We start from the raw sequence: 14,482 nt of genomic DNA, 5'->3' as shown, positions 1-14,482 counted from the left end.
CCGTTCCTGGCGTCCGGGGGTTGCGCACGTCAGCCGGTCGGGACGGCGAGGTCGGCGCCGGGGACGAGGGTGGAACCGGTCAGCTGTGAGCCGGGCGAGTTGAGCGTGCAGAAGACGGTGCGCACACCGTGCTTCCAGGGCTCGCGATCCGGCTTCAGGTAGCCCAGGTCGGTGTAGACGCCTTCCGAGTTGAGCCGAGGACTGTCCACGTTCTTCGCCATGATCCGCTGACAGTGGGTCAAGGCTTCGGCTTTCAGTTCCGCGCGGTCGGGCCAGGGACCGTCCGACGCGGTGAAGGCTCCGATCACTTCGGTGGCGTGCGGGTTCCCGCACGCGGCGAGTTCGACGCTCGTGACGGAGGCCACGGGCTGCTGCAGGCAATCTCCCGGCTTCAACGTGCAGATGTTGGCGTGGCCGGGCGGCGGGGTCGCGCAACTCGCGCTCGGTGGGCTCGCGGTGTCGAGGTCCGGGCTCCCCATGGTGTTCCCGAGCAGGGCGACCCAGCCGACAGCCCAGAATCCGGCGGCCGCGAGGCCACCGATCGCCAGGCCCCGGCCGGACTGTTTCCCCGGACCGGTCTGAGTGAGCGCGATGATGCCCAGGATGATCGCGGGGAGCAACGGCAGCGCCAAGCAACCGGCCAGGCCCAGTACGAGCGTGGCGATCGCGAGGCCGCTGGTCTTGGGGCGGTGCGGCGGGTACCCGGGTGGATCGGCGAACCCGTACGGCTGGTTCATGGAACCGAAACTAGGCACGGCCCATGAAGTTCCGATGACACGCGCCTCAGGCGAGCAGTTCCGCCAGCCGGTGCCGCGGCAGGTCGATCAGCCGTGCGTCCGTCAGCTCCGGCGGGACGTCCAGCGAGACGTTCGCCAGCCGGGCGTGCGCCCTGGTCAGCAGCTCCTCCTGGTGCTCGACGGCGTCCGCGACGACGACGGCGTGCCGGTTGTCCGGGGTGCTCCGCAGCAACCGCAGCTTGTACTTCGCCCCGACCAGCCGGTTAAGCGCGCCCTGCGCCTCGGCGTTCGTCAGATCGGGATGCGAGTTCGGGACCAGCAGTGCCAGCCGCCGCGCGTTGGTGCCCAGCAGGGTCCGCAGCAGCCACGGGCCGGGGTCGGCCGAGAGGTCCATCGCGACCGCGTCGCCTTCCGGCCCGGAAACGGACCAGTCCACCGGCCGTGACTCCAAGGCCAGCCCGCCCTCGGTGGCGATCTCGTGCAGCTTCTCCAGCAGCGACGGCTTGGCCGCGCCGGCGGACTCCACCGATTGCGGGCCGTGCGTGTAGATCGCGGCCTTCCCCTTGCCACCGCGGTTCTTCTTCGATTTCGCGGTCGGCTGGCAGACGTAGAGGTCCGCCGCGCTCCCGATCGCCTGCGCGCCGAAGTACCGGTTGAAGCCGGGCAGGATCGCTTCGAAGGTCAGCCCGAGCGTCGCGAGCGCCCGCTGCACCTGCGCGCCCAGCGCGGGGTGGCGCGGGCTGTAACCGTAGGCGAGCAGCAACCGCCCGTCCGAGGGTTCGGCGAGCGCCTGCACCCCGCGCGCCGCGAACAGGCCCATTCCTTCGGGGGTGTAAGGCGGATCACTGAACACGAGGTCCATCCGCCCGGTCACCGAGGGCGGCAGGCCGACGCGCAGATCCGTGTGCAGCGTGCGGACGGACCGCTCACTGAGTTCGTCGATGTAGGAGAGCACGCGATCGTCGAGATCGACGACGGTTAGGTCCGCGTCGGGCCGCAACGCGCGCACGGCCAGGGAAGTGAGGTCGTGGTCGCCGAGGAACAGCAGCTTCGCTGTGCCGAGGTCGTAGCGCTCGTCCAGCCACAGCGCCCGGTTCAGCACCGTCTCCGGCGTCGCCTGCACGTGATCGAGCGCGGCCAGCGGCGCGGGCACGTTTTCGACGTAGCTGGTGATGGTCTTCAGCAGGTCGGGATCGGATTTCCGGTCCCGTGCCCCGAAGCGCGCGTACTTCTCCCGTGCGGCGGGGGCCAGCCGGAAGCGGGACTCGTTCCGCTCCAAGTCGTCGCCGAGCGCGTTCAGGACGTCTTCGACACTCCGGCGTGGCGCGGTGCTGACGCGGACCAGCTCGCCGAGGTCACGCCAATCCGTCCGGAGCAGGGAAATCACCTGATGGAGCGGTCGCACGTGGACACCGTGCGCCGCGAGGACGTCATCGACGGAAAGACTCACGGCCTGCAGCCTAGTGACCCGCCTCCTGGGACACCGTGCCAACAGGCAGGATCTGGGCTACGGTTTTTCGACCAGACATGGGGAGAGACACGTGACTATCGAGTTCCGTGGCGTGACCAAGCGGTATCCGGACGGGACGGTCGCGGTCGACGACCTGAACCTCACCGTCGAGGACGGCACCATCACCGTCTTCGTCGGGCCGTCCGGCTGCGGCAAGACCACGTCGCTGCGGATGATCAACCGGATGGTCGAGCCGACTTCGGGCACGGTGCTGCTCGACGGCAAGGACGTCAGCGACGGCGACCCGGCCCTGCTGCGCCGCGGCATCGGTTACGTCATCCAGCACGCCGGCCTCTTTCCACACAGGACGGTCCTGGACAACGTCGCCACCGTGCCGCTGCTGTCCGGCTGGGACAAGGGCAAGGCGCGCAAACGCGCGGCGGAACTGCTCGAGACCGTCGGCCTGCCCGCGGAACTCGGCAAGCGGTACCCGGCCCAGCTTTCCGGTGGCCAGCAGCAGCGCGTCGGTGTCGCGCGGGCGCTCGCGGCGGATTCGCCGGTGCTGCTGATGGACGAGCCGTTCTCCGCCGTCGACCCGATCGTCCGCGAGGAACTGCAGGACGAACTGCTGCGCCTGCAGTCGCAACTGGGCAAGACGATCGTGTTCGTCACCCACGACATCGACGAGGCCGTGCGGCTCGGCGACAAGATCGCGGTGCTCCGCGTCGGCGGGGTGCTCGCCCAGTACGGCACGCCGTCGGAGGTGTTGCGGCATCCCGTCGACGATTTCGTCGCGTCGTTCGTGGGCAAGGACCGCGGCTACCGCGGGCTCTCCTTCCTTTCGGCGGAAGGGATCGTCGTCGAAGAGGTCAATCGGGTCGAGGTCGGCAAGCCCGTCCCCGGCCCCTCCGACGACTGGCAGGTCGCGGTCAACGCCGAAGGGCAGCCGCGCGGCTGGCTGCGGCCCGGGTCCACTGTGGACGGAGAACTCGCGGAGACCGATCTCGTCGCCGGTGGTTCGCTGTACCTCCGGGGGTCGCCGATCCGGGGCGCGCTCGACGCGGCGCTTTCGTCGCCCGCGAGCCTCGGTGTCGTGGTGGACGCCGACCAGAAGGTCCTCGGCGTGGTCAGAGCACAGCAAGTCCTCGAAGTGATCGAAGCGCCGTCGCTGAGTTCCTGATGGGGGACTTCTTCGCGGAGCTCGGCCGCTACCTGGGCAGTGCCAACAACAGGTCGCAGTTCTTCGGCGATCTGCTCGACCACATCTATCTCTCGCTGGTCCCGCTGGCGCTGGGCCTGGTGATCGCGGTGCTGGCGGGCTGGCTCGGCCACCGGTTCCGGTCCGTGTGCTCCGTACTCCTCGTCGTGTCGAACCTGCTGTACACGATCCCGTCGCTCGCCTTGTTCGTGGTGATCCCCGGCATCATCGGCTCGAAGATCCTCGACAGCGTCAACGTCATCGTGGCGCTCACGATCTACACCGCCGCCCTGCTCGTGCGCCCGGTGCTGGACGCGCTCGACGCGGTCCCGCCGCACGTCGTCGCCGCGGCCACGGCGATCGGCTACAAACCCGCGCGCCGGTTCCTCACCGTGGAACTGCCGCTTTCGGTGCCGGTGCTCGCGGCGGGCGTCCGGGTGGCCTCGGTCAGCAACATCAGCCTGGTCAGCGTCGGCGCGCTGATCGGCACCGGCGGGCTCGGCGTGCTGTTCACCGACGGCTTCCAGCGGGAGTACTTCTCGCCGATCGTCGTCGGGATCGTCGCGACGCTGCTGCTCGCGCTGATCGTGGACCTGCTGCTGGTCCTCCTGCGTAATGTCCTCACACCCTGGGACCGGGTGGCGACCACGGCGGGGGCGAAATGATCGGCGACGTGCTGAACTGGTTCGGCGACCCGGCCCACTGGCAGGGGCCGGACGGCGTCCCCGCCCGGCTGCTGCAGCATCTCGGCTACACGGCGCTGGCGCTGGTCTTCGCGCTGATCATCGCGATCCCGCTCGGCCTCTACGTCGGGCACACCGGTCGCGGGGCGGTGCTGCTGGTGAGCGGCGGCAACGCGATCCGCGCGCTGCCGACGCTGGGGCTGGTGACCTTCCTGTTCCTGCTCTTCACCGAAAGCGAGCTCTCGACGATCATCGGGCTCGTGGTGCTCGCCATCCCGCCGATCCTCGCCGGGACGTACGCGGGCCTGCAGGCGACCGACCACGGCGTGGTCGACGCGGCGCAGGGCATCGGAATGACCGGCTGGCAACGGTTGTGGAAGGTGGAGGTGCCCATCTCGCTGCCGCTCGTGCTCGGCGGGGTGCGGAACTCGGTGCTGCAGCTGGTGGCGACGGCGGCCGTCGCCGCCTACGTCGGGCTCGGCGGGCTCGGCCGGTTCCTGCTCGACGGACTGGCCATTTTGGACTATCCGCAGGTGGTCGCGGGCGCGTTGCTGACGACGTTGCTCGCCGTCGTGCTGGACCTCGCGCTTGCGGGCGTTCAACGGCTTCTGGTGCCCAAGGGAGTTCGGCTGGCGCAGGCCGCGAGCGGGAAGAAGGCGAAGGTATGAGGCGGCGGGTGGCGGCGCTGTTCGCCGGGATCGCTTTGCTGACGGCGAGTTGTGGCAACCCGCTCGCCGGCGGGGCCGAGGGCGGTGCGTCCGGGGACATCATCATCGGCGCGTCCGATGTCGGGGAAAGCCTTCTGCTGGCCCAGATCTACGCGGGTGCGCTGCGCAACGCGGGCGCGGAGAACGTGACCGTGCGCCCACCGGTCGGCAGCCGCGAGGTCGTCGTCAAGGCGCTGCAGGACAAATCGCTCTCGGTGGTGCCGGACTACAGCGGAAACCTGTTGCGCTACTTCGACAAGGACACGCAGGCGACCACGCCGCAGGACGTCTACGCGCAGCTGAAGAAGAAGTTGCCGCCGGGATTCGAAGTCCTCGAACAGGCGCCCGCGGAGGACAAGGATCTGCTGGTGGTGCGCAAGGAGCTCGCCGATTCCGGGATCCGGACCTTCTCGGATCTTGGCAAGCGCTGCAAGGAACTCGTGTTCGGCGGTCCCGGGCAATGGAGCAGCCGCTGGAAGGACAAGATCAAGGCGCTCTACGGCTGTGAGTTCGCCGAGATCCGCACGACCGACACCGGCGGCCCGGTGACGGTCGCGGCGCTGAAATCCGGCGACATCCAGGTCGCCGACCTGTTCAGCACGTCGTCGTCGATCGCCGCCAACGGGTTCGTGCCGCTGGTGGACGACAAGAACATGTTCCCCGCGCAGAACATCGTGCCGCTCGCGGCGAAGGGCACGCTGTCACCGAAGGAGGTCGACGCGCTGAACCGGGTTTCGGCGGCGCTCACGACCGACCAATTGACCGAGCTGAACGTCCAGTTCAGCGAAGAGAAACGCAACCCGCTCGACGTCGCCGAGGAGTTCCTGCGCCGGAACAACCTCCTCGCACCCGCCTGACCCCATGCGTTTAGTCCTCTGAACGCGGTGGTTGCACGCGCAAGGACCGCATCCAGAGGACTAAACGCGGGAGGGGCTAGAGGCGGTCGAAGGCGGCCGAGTAGCGGAACTCGCCCTGGAGCTCCGGTGTGTACGCGCGGAGGGTGCGGACCTGGAAGTGCGGCGCCCATTCCGCGACCGGCGGCGTGATCCCGTGCTGTGCGGCGAGCACGAAACCGAAGCGGGAGTAGTAGTTCGGGTCGCCCAGCAGGACCACCGCGCCGTACCCGAGCGCGTCCGCCGCGCCGAGCACGGCGTGTACGAGCGCGGAGCCGACGCCGGAGGCGTGGTACTCGGGCAGGACACCGAGCGGACCGAGACCGACCGCCGACTTCTCGTCGCCGCCGAGCTTCGCCGGGCTGCAGCAGACGTGCCCGACGACCTTTCCATCGCGTTCGGCCACGATGGACAGTGCGCCGATCAGGTCGCCGTCCTCTCGTAGCTCGTCGACGAGTTTCGCCTCGACCACCGGGACACTGAGTTTCGCGAACGCGGCCAGATGCACGGCGTGGATCGCCTCGCGATCGGCCGGGATTTCCTGTCGGAGCAGCATGCGCCCGAGTGTGCTCCATCCGAAGGTAGGATGGAAATCGTTTTCCGCCGTCCGACGTCACGACTTTCGTAGGCGGCCATCCGTGTGTACTTCCACGGGCGTGAAACGCCGGGAGGACGGGAAAACGACCACCAGATGTGCGGATCCCCAATTCTTCGTGGGCCGTACGGGCGCAAAACGCGACTAAAGGCGGGGGCTGAACGGTGCCCGAGCTGCGCCGACGCGACGTCCATTACTACCGGGATGTCCGTAATGCAAGGTCTTCCTTAGGGTGAAATCGCCACTTAGTCTCAGCCTGCGCTCCTAAGTGGAACGCGCTTCACCTCTGAGTCACCCCAACGATCCGGCGGGCTTCTTCATGCCCGTGGGTCGACCCTGCCTGGGAGGAATATCTTGAACAATTCCCTGGGAACCTTGAAGAGACGACTGCCCGCCTTCGGTGTGGCCGCGGCCGTCGCCGTGCTGACGGCGCTGGGCGGAACCACCGTCGCGTCGGCGGCCGAGGGTTCGATCGTCAACGCCGGCAGCGACAAGGCGATCAAGGACAGCTACATCGTCGTGCTGAAGGACGGCTCGTCGGTCGAAGCCACCGCGAAGAGCGTGACCCAGCGCCACGGCGGCACGGTCGAGAAGACCTTCGCGTCTTCGGTCCGCGGCTTCTCCGGTGCGCTGACCGAAAAGCAGGCGAAGCGCGTCGCCGCCGACCCCGCCGTCGCCTACGTGGAGCAGAACCAGACCGTCTCGATCTCGGCGGACCAGCTGAACCCGCCGTCGTGGGGCCTGGACCGGGTCGACCAGCAGAGCCTTCCGCTGAACCAGAAGTACAGCTACAGCACCACGGCGTCGAACGTCACCGCGTACGTCGTCGACACCGGCATCCTCACCACCCACCCCGACTTCGGCGGGCGCGCGACCCACGGCCGTGACACCGTCGACAACGACAACGACGCCACGGACTGCCAGGGCCACGGCACCCACGTCGCCGGCACCATCGGCGGCACCGCCCACGGTCTGGCCAAGGGCGTCAAACTCGTCGCCGTCCGCGTGCTGAACTGCTCCGGTTCGGGCACGACCGCCGGCGTCATCGCCGGTGTCGACTGGGTGACCGCCAACGCCGTCAAGCCCGCCGTCGCGAACATGAGCCTCGGTGGCGGCGCGTCGACGACCCTCGACCAGGCCGTCCAGCGGTCGATCGCGTCGGGTGTCACCTACGGCGTCGCGGCCGGCAACGACAACGGTGCCAACGCCTGCAACACCTCGCCCGCCCGTACGCCGGAGGCGATCACGGTCGGCTCGACGACGAACACGGACGCGCGGTCGAGCTTCTCCAACATCGGCACCTGCCTCGACATCTTCGCGCCGGGCAGCGGTATCACGTCGACGTGGCTGAACAACGGCACCAACACCATCAGCGGTACCTCGATGGCGACCCCGCACGTCGTCGGCGCGGCGGCCCTCTACGCCTCCGCCAACCCGTCGGCCACGCCGAAGCAGGTCCGTGACGCCCTGGTCGCCAACGGCACCAAGGACAAGGTGACCAACCCGGGCACCGGTTCGCCGAACGTGCTGCTCTACACCGGCGCGGGCGGCCCCGGCCCCGAGCCGACCCCGTGCGGCACGCAGACCAACAACGGCGTCGTCGCCATCCCCGACGCCGGTGCCGCGGTGACCAGCACGATCACGGTCGCCAACTGCGCCCGCAACGCTTCGAGCAGCACCAAGGTCGCGGTGAACATCACGCACACCTACGTCGGTGACCTGGTCATCGACCTGGTCGCGCCCGACGGCACCTCGTACCGCCTGAAGGGTTCGAGCAACGACTCGTCCGACAACATCAACACCACCTACACCGTCAACGCCTCGGCCGAGGCCGCGAACGGCGCGTGGAAGCTGAAGGTCCAGGACGTCTACCGGATCGACACCGGCTCGCTCAACAGCTGGTCGTTGACCGTCTGATCCACCCCTGGAGTACGTGAAGGCCCCCTTCCTCCTGCTGGGAAGGGGGCCTTCCCGTCTCCGGAGAGTGATTCGGCGCCCAGTTGCGGCGTTCGTCCACTAAGGACCTTCGTGAGGCTTTAACCTCTCCGCATGCAGCCCGGACCGCCCTATCAGCAGGGACCTCAGCAGCCGTATCCACCGCAGGGTTATCCCGGCTACCCGCAGCCCGGATACGGGCCGCCGCCCAAGAAATCGAACACCGGACTCATCGTCGGGCTCGTCATCGGCGCGGTGGTGCTGCTCGGCGGTGGCGGGGTCGCGGCCTTCCTCTTGCTGTCCGACTCCGGTTCTTCGTCGACCGCGGCACCGACTTCGTCGAAGAAGAGCGGGCCGCCGGACAAGTACACCTCCATGCCCGCCTGCGAGCGGATCGGGAGCAAGGTGCGGAACCTGCCGCCGCTCGAAACGCCGAAGGGCGAGGAGCCGGCGAGCACGTCGAACGACGAGATCACCTACACCCGTTCGTCCTGCTCCTGGCGTGAACCGAACGCGCCGTCGGCGACCGTTTCGATGTACCTGTCGAAGTCGAAGGAGCCGGGGTCGGGCGCGGGGGAGGCCTGGGCCAAGGCCGGGGTCGAGAACGCCGTGACCGACGGCGGTGTGCTCATCCCCAGCATGGCGAAGTCCACCAAAGCCGTGCACACCAAGCTCGATTCGCCGAGCCAGTGCCAGATCAAGTTCTACCAGGGCAACGTCGAGGGCGAGATCATCGTGACCGGCCCCGACCCGTCCGGGACGGTCAACCAGACGGTGTGCAAGGAGAACGCCCTGAAGATGGCGAGGGCGACCTCCGAGGCGATCGGCTGAAGGAGGCCTTCCCCGCATCAGACGCAGCGAAAGGGCCCTTCACCGCATGGGATGTGGTGAAGGGCCCTTTCGGCTCACGTCAGGCGATCAGTCGAAGGCCCGCGCGATCAGCGCCTTCTGCTCGACCTCGTGCACCTTGGACGAACCGGCCGACGGCGCGGCCATCGGACGACGCGACACGACGTCCAGGCCGGAGAACACCTCCGGGAGCTTCCGCGGCAGGTTCAGGCCGAAGAACGGCCACGCACCCTGGTTCTCCGGCTCCTCCTGGACCCAGACCGCGGGAGCGCCGTTGTAGCGCTCCAGCGCCGCCAGCAGCTTCTTCTTCGGCAGCGGGTAGTACTGCTCGACGCGCACGATCGCGACGTCGTTCGCCTCGCGCTTCGCGCGCTCGGCCACCAGCTCCCAGTACAGCTTGCCCGAGGTCAGCAGGACCTTGCGGACCTTCGACGGGTCGACAACGGCGTCGTCGATGACCGACATGAACTTCGTCTGGCCGGTGAAGTCCTCGACCTGCGAGGTCGCGGCCTTGTTGCGCAGCATCGACTTGGGGGTGAAGACCACCAGCGGGCGGTTGACCCCGTCGAGGGCGTGACGGCGGAGCAGGTGGAAGTAGTTCGCCGGGGTCGACGGGACCGCGACGGTCATCGAGCCTTCGGCGCACAGCGAGAGGAAACGCTCGATACGGCCGGACGTGTGGTCCGGGCCCTGGCCCTCGTGGCCGTGCGGCAGCAGCAGCACGACGTCGGAGAGCTGGCCCCACTTGGCCTCACCCGAGGAGATGTACTCGTCGATGACGGTCTGCGCGCCGTTGACGAAGTCACCGAACTGCGCTTCCCACATCACCAGCGCTTCGGAGTTGGCCACGGAGTAGCCGTACTCGAAGCCGACCGCCGCGTACTCGGACAGCGCCGAGTCGTAGATCATCACGCGGCCCTGGTTCTCGGCGAGGCTGGCCAGCGGCGAGTACTCCTGGCCGGTCTTGCGGTCGATCAGCACCGAGTGGCGCTGGGTGAAGGTGCCGCGGCGGGAGTCCTGGCCGGACAGCCGCACGAGACGGCCTTCCATGGCCAGCGAACCGAAGGCGAGCAGCTCACCGAACGCCCAGTCGATACCGCCTTCGCGGGACATCTTGTGACGGCGTTCCATGACCGGCTTGACCCGCGGGTGCGGGGTGAAGCCCTCCGGCACGTTGAGGAACGCGTCGCCGATGTGCTCGATGACCTCGGTGGTGGTCGCCGTGGGCACCTTGGCCGGGACCTGCTGCTCCTCCTCGACCGAGGGGCTGGCCTTCGCCGGGTGCTTCTCCAGCTCGCGGACCTCGTTGAACACGTGCTCCAGCTGGCTGGAGAAGTCGCGCAACGCGGCTTCGGCCTCTTCGACGGAGATGTCGCCGCGGCCGATCAGCGATTCGGTGTAGGTCTTCCGGACCGAACGCTTCGTGTCGATGATGTCGTACATCGCCGGCTGCGTCATCGAGGGGTCGTCGCCCTCGTTGTGGCCGCGGCGGCGGTAGCAGATCAGGTCGATCACGACGTCCTTGTGGAACGCCTGGCGGTAGTCGACGGCCAGCTTGGCCACCCAGTGCGCGGCCTCGGGGTCGTCGCCGTTCACGTGGAAGATCGGGGAGCCGATCATCTTCGCGACGTCGGTGGCGTACTGGCTCGACCGCGAGTGCTCGGGCGCGGTGGTGAAGCCGACCTGGTTGTTGACGATGACGTGCACGGTGCCGCCGGTGCGGTACCCGCGCAGCAGCGCCAGGTTCAGGGTCTCGGCCACGACGCCCTGGCCCGCGAAGGCCGCGTCGCCGTGCATGAGGACAGGCAGGACGGTGAAGCCCTCGCCACCCTTGTCGAGGATGTCCTGCTTCGCGCGGACGATGCCTTCGAGGACCGGGTCGACGGTTTCCAGGTGCGACGGGTTCGCGGTCAGCGACACCTTGGTCTCGCCGTCGCCGAACATGCGGAAGTACTTGCCCTCGGCGCCGAGGTGGTACTTCACGTCACCGGAACCGTGCGCCTGGCCCGGGTCGAGGTTGCCCTCGAACTCCTGGAAGATCTGCGCGATCGGCTTGCCGACGATATTCGCGAGCACGTTCAGGCGGCCGCGGTGCGGCATGCCGATGACGACCTCGTCGAGCTCGTGCTCGGCGGCCTTGTCCAGCAGCGTGTCGAGCAGCGGGATCGCCGTCTCGCCGCCTTCGAGGGAGAACCGCTTCTGGCCGACGTACTTGGTCTGCAGGAAGGTCTCGAACGCCTCGGCGGCGTTGAGCTTCGAGAGCACGTACTTCTGGACGGCGGGGTCCGGCTTCTCGTGCGGGATCTCGACGCGGTCCTGGATCCAGCGGCGCTCCTCGGGGTCGAGGATGTGCGTGTACTCGATGCCGACGGTGCGGCAGTAGGAGTTGCGCAGCACGCCGAGGATGTCGCGCAGCTTCATCCGCTCCTGGCCGGCGAAGCCGCCGACCGGGAACTCGCGGTCCAGGTCCCACAGGGTCAGGCCGTGGGAGAGGACGTCGAGGTCGGCGTGGCTGCGCTGCCGGTAGTTCAGCGGGTCGGTGTCGGCCATCAGGTGACCACGCATGCGGAAGGCGTCGATCAGCTCGATCACGCGCGCGGTCTTGTCGACCGGGCCGTCCGGGATGTCGGCGACCCAGCGGATCGGCTCGTACGGCAGGCGCAGGCTGGTGAAGACGTCGTCGTAGAAGCCGTCCTCGCCGAGCAGCAGCTCGTGGATGCGCTTGAGGAACTCGCCCGACTCCGCGCCCTGGATGATGCGGTGGTCGTAGGTCGAGGTCAGCGTCATGATCTTCGAGACGCCGAGGTCGACCAGCGCCTTCTCGCTGGTGCCCTCGAAATGCGCCGGGTACTGCATGGCGCCGACGCCGATGATCGCGCCCTGGCCCGCCTGCAGGCGCGGCACCGAGTGGTTGGTGCCGATACCGCCGGGGTTGGTCAGCGAGATCGTGGTGCCGGCGAAGTCGTCGGCGGTCAGCTTGCCGTTGCGGGCCTTCTTGACGATCTCCTCGTAGGCCTGCCAGAACTGCATGAAGGTCATGTTCTCGGTGGCCTTGATGGAGGCCACGACGAGCGTGCGGGCGCCTTCCTTGCCCTTCATGTCGATCGCGAGACCGAAGTTCACGTGCTCCGGCGTGACCGCGAACGGCTTCCCGTCGATCAGCTGGTAGTGCCGGTTCATGTTCGGGAAGTTCTTCAGCGCCCGGACCATCGCGTACCCGATGAGGTGCGTGAAGGAGATCTTGCCGCCGCGCGTGCGCTTGAGGTGGTTGTTGATGACGATGCGGTTGTCCGCCATCAGCTTCGCCGGGACGGCGCGCACACTCGTGGCCGTCGGCACGGACAGCGAGGCGTCCATGTTCTTCGCGATCGCCGCCGCGGCGCCGCGGAGCTGCTTCGACTCCGGCTCGGCGTCCTTCTCGGCGGGCTTGGCGGGGGCCTTCTCCGCGGCCTTGGGTGCCGCCGCCTTCGGGGCGGGCTTCGCCTCGGTCTTGGGGGCGGCCTTGGCGGGAGCGTTCTTCGGAGCGGTCTGCTTCGCGGTGGACTCGGCGTTGCGGACTGTCTGCGGCGACGGGGTGGCGGCGGTCTGGCCGTTGGCGCCAGGGCCCTCGTTGCCGGGGTCTCCGGAGTTCTGACGTGCGTCGTCAGCCTTGTTCTGCGCGTCCTGCGTTGGCTTGAAGTCCGCGAAGAAGTCGTGCCAGGCGGCATCGACTGAGCTGGGGTCGGCAAGGAACTGGTCGTACATTTCCTCGACGACCCACTCGTTGGGGCCGAATTGTGACGCAGGGCTGCTGCTGGACACGGCTTGGACTCGCCTCTATCCGTCTCGAGATCTTGAACACCGCTGATGCGCCTACCAGGCTAACCCCCTCGGTCGCAGCCGTGTGATGGAACTGGCCTGTGTGAGGCGTGGCGCACTAGGTGATGGGTCACTGTCTCGATCAAGAGACCGAAAAAGGCCCACCCGTCGCCCTCGCGCGCCGCTGCCCGGGGGAGCAAGGGACCTTTGCTGCCACTTTCACCGTCCGTGCAGGTCAGGTCACCGTTTCGTCGGTCAAGGTTGGCTGGGTCGTCGTGCCCGGACAGCCTGGAGTTCACGTCGGGGCGCTTCGCTGGGTGGAGGATGCGGCCGGTGTCGTGCCGGCCGCCGGTCCCCGCGAGGTGGTGGCGGCCCATGTGGCTGGACGAGTGCCCGTCGTTCTGGGACGAGGGGCGCGTGCGCCCGCTGGTCACCGAGTCCGGCAAGGTCGTGCTGATGTGCGACTCGTGCTCGGCGGTCTGGCCGACGCTCGCCGACTTCAAGGAGATGGAGCACGTCGAGCCCGACGAGCCGGACTGGACGGTGACGGCAGGCGTGCACGTCCGGCCGGGGACCGTCCGGTGGGCTTCGGTCAAGGACCTCGAGGTCGCCGGGATGGGCGGTCTCAAGTGGCGGCCTTAGCCGGGGTACGGACGCTCCGCGGGTAGCAGCACTTCGGCGTCTTCGACGCGGTTCGCCGCGACCAGGGCGCCGATCTCGCGCATGACCGGGGTCACGTCGGTGACCGCCGTGATCCATTTGTCGACATAGTGATCGACGGCCTCGCCGCTCAGCCCCATCTGGAGCGAACGGTGCTTCAGGGGGCCGAGCCGGATGCTGCGTTCCGGATCCCACTGGATGCGGACCGGGCTGGCCTTGACGTCGTTCTGCCACGTCTGCCGGTCGGGATGGACGTCGGGGTCGTAGTGGCTGAGCGCGGCGTGTTCGAGCGCCCAGGCGAAACCCTCGCGAGTGATGTCGAGGGCGAGTACGCGCTCTTGGCCGGGCTTCGCGGCCCAACCGCAGCGGTACGCCATCCAGAGGAAGGACGGCTTGATCCAGGTCATGCGTTCGCGTTTGAACGGCGGCACGAAGGTGCCCGCCTTCAGCGCGGCATCGGCGATGGCCGGGGCGTACGCCTGATAGACGCGGATCGTGGTTTCGGTGTACTGGGCGCGGATCTGCCGCGCCGGGATCTCTTCTTTCATTTCCCGTTCAGCGTGACAGGTGCCGCGGGCTTGCGCGACCGAAATTCCCTTGCCCCGCTGGGCATGCTGGCTTCATGGCATTGCTGCGCAAGGGATCGCGACGGATCGTGGTCGACGAAACCGCTTACCGGTGGATCGTCCGGCGGAAACCCACCTACGCACAGGACGGTGGGTATTTCCTTTCGTACGGGGTGGAATTGGAGGACGCGCGGGGTGCGGTGCTGGTGGTCCGGACGGAGCACGCGCATCCGTTGAACTACCTGGGGGTGCCGTCGAAGGCGGTCCTGCCTTCGGACGTCGAACGCGCGATCCGGCTGGCGCTGGCGCGCGGGTGGGAGCCGGAAGCGCCGGGGGCGCAGTTCCAGCTCGATCTCGTGGCCGGGTGAGCGTGGCCGTGGTGTCGTGAGTGGCGTTCTGACGTGATTGAAG

At 68.2% G+C, this 14,482-nt stretch carries 13 protein-coding genes; 8 read left to right on the top strand and 5 right to left on the bottom strand.

The window, feature by feature from the left end; all coding sequences use genetic code 11:
- Nucleotides 1-29 precede the first annotated feature (29 nt).
- Together ACFWIW_RS18995 and ACFWIW_RS18990 are read right to left on the bottom strand one after the other, a co-directional pair.
- Nucleotides 30-737, bottom strand: coding sequence for a septum formation family protein (locus ACFWIW_RS18995; protein ID WP_378369616.1), 708 nt, complete (start codon nt 735-737; stop codon nt 30-32).
- A gap of 46 nt (nt 738-783) precedes the next feature.
- Complete coding sequence (locus tag ACFWIW_RS18990; RefSeq protein WP_378369615.1) at nt 784-2,187, bottom strand: bis-aminopropyl spermidine synthase family protein; 1,404 nt, start codon at nt 2,185-2,187, stop codon at nt 784-786.
- A 91-nt stretch (nt 2,188-2,278) separates the two neighbouring features.
- Here ACFWIW_RS18990 and ACFWIW_RS18985 point away from each other — a divergent pair, with 91 nt between their 5' ends.
- From ACFWIW_RS18985 to ACFWIW_RS18970, 4 genes are read left to right on the top strand one after another with little or no spacing between them, the layout of a single operon-like run.
- Nucleotides 2,279-3,367, top strand: coding sequence for an ABC transporter ATP-binding protein (locus tag ACFWIW_RS18985; RefSeq protein ID WP_378369614.1), 1,089 nt, complete (start codon nt 2,279-2,281; stop codon nt 3,365-3,367).
- Entirely contained in the window at nt 3,367-4,050 is a 684-nt protein-coding gene (locus tag ACFWIW_RS18980) for an ABC transporter permease (RefSeq protein WP_378369613.1), read from the top strand. The genes ACFWIW_RS18985 and ACFWIW_RS18980 overlap by 1 nt, the downstream gene beginning before the upstream one ends.
- Entirely contained in the window at nt 4,047-4,736 is a 690-nt protein-coding gene (locus ACFWIW_RS18975; RefSeq protein ID WP_038508680.1) for an ABC transporter permease, read from the top strand. Before ACFWIW_RS18980 ends, ACFWIW_RS18975 begins: the two co-directional genes overlap by 4 nt.
- Nucleotides 4,733-5,632 carry an ABC transporter substrate-binding protein gene (locus ACFWIW_RS18970; RefSeq protein WP_378369612.1) on the top strand — a complete coding sequence of 300 codons (900 nt, stop codon included), beginning with the start codon at nt 4,733-4,735 and terminating at the stop codon, nt 5,630-5,632. Before ACFWIW_RS18975 ends, ACFWIW_RS18970 begins: the two co-directional genes overlap by 4 nt.
- A gap of 76 nt (nt 5,633-5,708) precedes the next feature.
- Here the strand turns inward: ACFWIW_RS18970 and ACFWIW_RS18965 are convergent, their stop codons facing one another.
- The gene (locus ACFWIW_RS18965; RefSeq protein ID WP_378369611.1) at nt 5,709-6,224 is read right to left on the bottom strand and encodes a GNAT family N-acetyltransferase; all 516 of its coding nucleotides are present in this window, start codon (nt 6,222-6,224) and stop codon (nt 5,709-5,711) included.
- Nucleotides 6,225-6,617: 393 nt separating this feature from the next.
- Here ACFWIW_RS18965 and ACFWIW_RS18960 point away from each other — a divergent pair, with 393 nt between their 5' ends.
- Complete coding sequence (locus tag ACFWIW_RS18960) at nt 6,618-8,180, top strand: S8 family peptidase (RefSeq protein ID WP_378369610.1); 1,563 nt, start codon at nt 6,618-6,620, stop codon at nt 8,178-8,180.
- Between the two features lie 132 nt (nt 8,181-8,312).
- Nucleotides 8,313-9,029, top strand: coding sequence for a hypothetical protein (locus ACFWIW_RS18955; protein ID WP_378369609.1), 717 nt, complete (start codon nt 8,313-8,315; stop codon nt 9,027-9,029).
- Nucleotides 9,030-9,116: 87 nt separating this feature from the next.
- Here the strand turns inward: ACFWIW_RS18955 and ACFWIW_RS18950 are convergent, their stop codons facing one another.
- Nucleotides 9,117-12,848 carry a multifunctional oxoglutarate decarboxylase/oxoglutarate dehydrogenase thiamine pyrophosphate-binding subunit/dihydrolipoyllysine-residue succinyltransferase subunit gene (locus ACFWIW_RS18950; protein WP_378369608.1) on the bottom strand — a complete coding sequence of 1,244 codons (3,732 nt, stop codon included), beginning with the start codon at nt 12,846-12,848 and terminating at the stop codon, nt 9,117-9,119.
- Between the two features lie 372 nt (nt 12,849-13,220).
- Here ACFWIW_RS18950 and ACFWIW_RS18945 point away from each other — a divergent pair, with 372 nt between their 5' ends.
- Nucleotides 13,221-13,487, top strand: coding sequence for a hypothetical protein (locus ACFWIW_RS18945; protein ID WP_378369607.1), 267 nt, complete (start codon nt 13,221-13,223; stop codon nt 13,485-13,487).
- Here the strand turns inward: ACFWIW_RS18945 and ACFWIW_RS18940 are convergent.
- Nucleotides 13,484-14,053, bottom strand: coding sequence for a DUF4291 domain-containing protein (locus ACFWIW_RS18940; RefSeq protein WP_378369606.1), 570 nt, complete (start codon nt 14,051-14,053; stop codon nt 13,484-13,486). The two genes, ACFWIW_RS18945 and ACFWIW_RS18940, sit on opposite strands and share 4 nt — an antisense overlap.
- A 74-nt stretch (nt 14,054-14,127) precedes the next feature.
- Here ACFWIW_RS18940 and ACFWIW_RS18935 point away from each other — a divergent pair, with 74 nt between their 5' ends.
- Nucleotides 14,128-14,439 (top strand): hypothetical protein, encoded by a 312-nt coding sequence (locus tag ACFWIW_RS18935; RefSeq protein ID WP_378369605.1) that lies wholly within the window; start codon nt 14,128-14,130, stop codon nt 14,437-14,439.
- Nucleotides 14,440-14,482 lie beyond the last annotated feature (43 nt).

Origin of the sequence: Amycolatopsis sp. NPDC058340, from assembly GCF_042723975.1 — a bacterium.
Classification (GTDB): Bacteria; Actinomycetota; Actinomycetes; order Mycobacteriales; family Pseudonocardiaceae; genus Amycolatopsis.
This window is presented reverse-complemented; position numbering and strand designations above follow the sequence as displayed.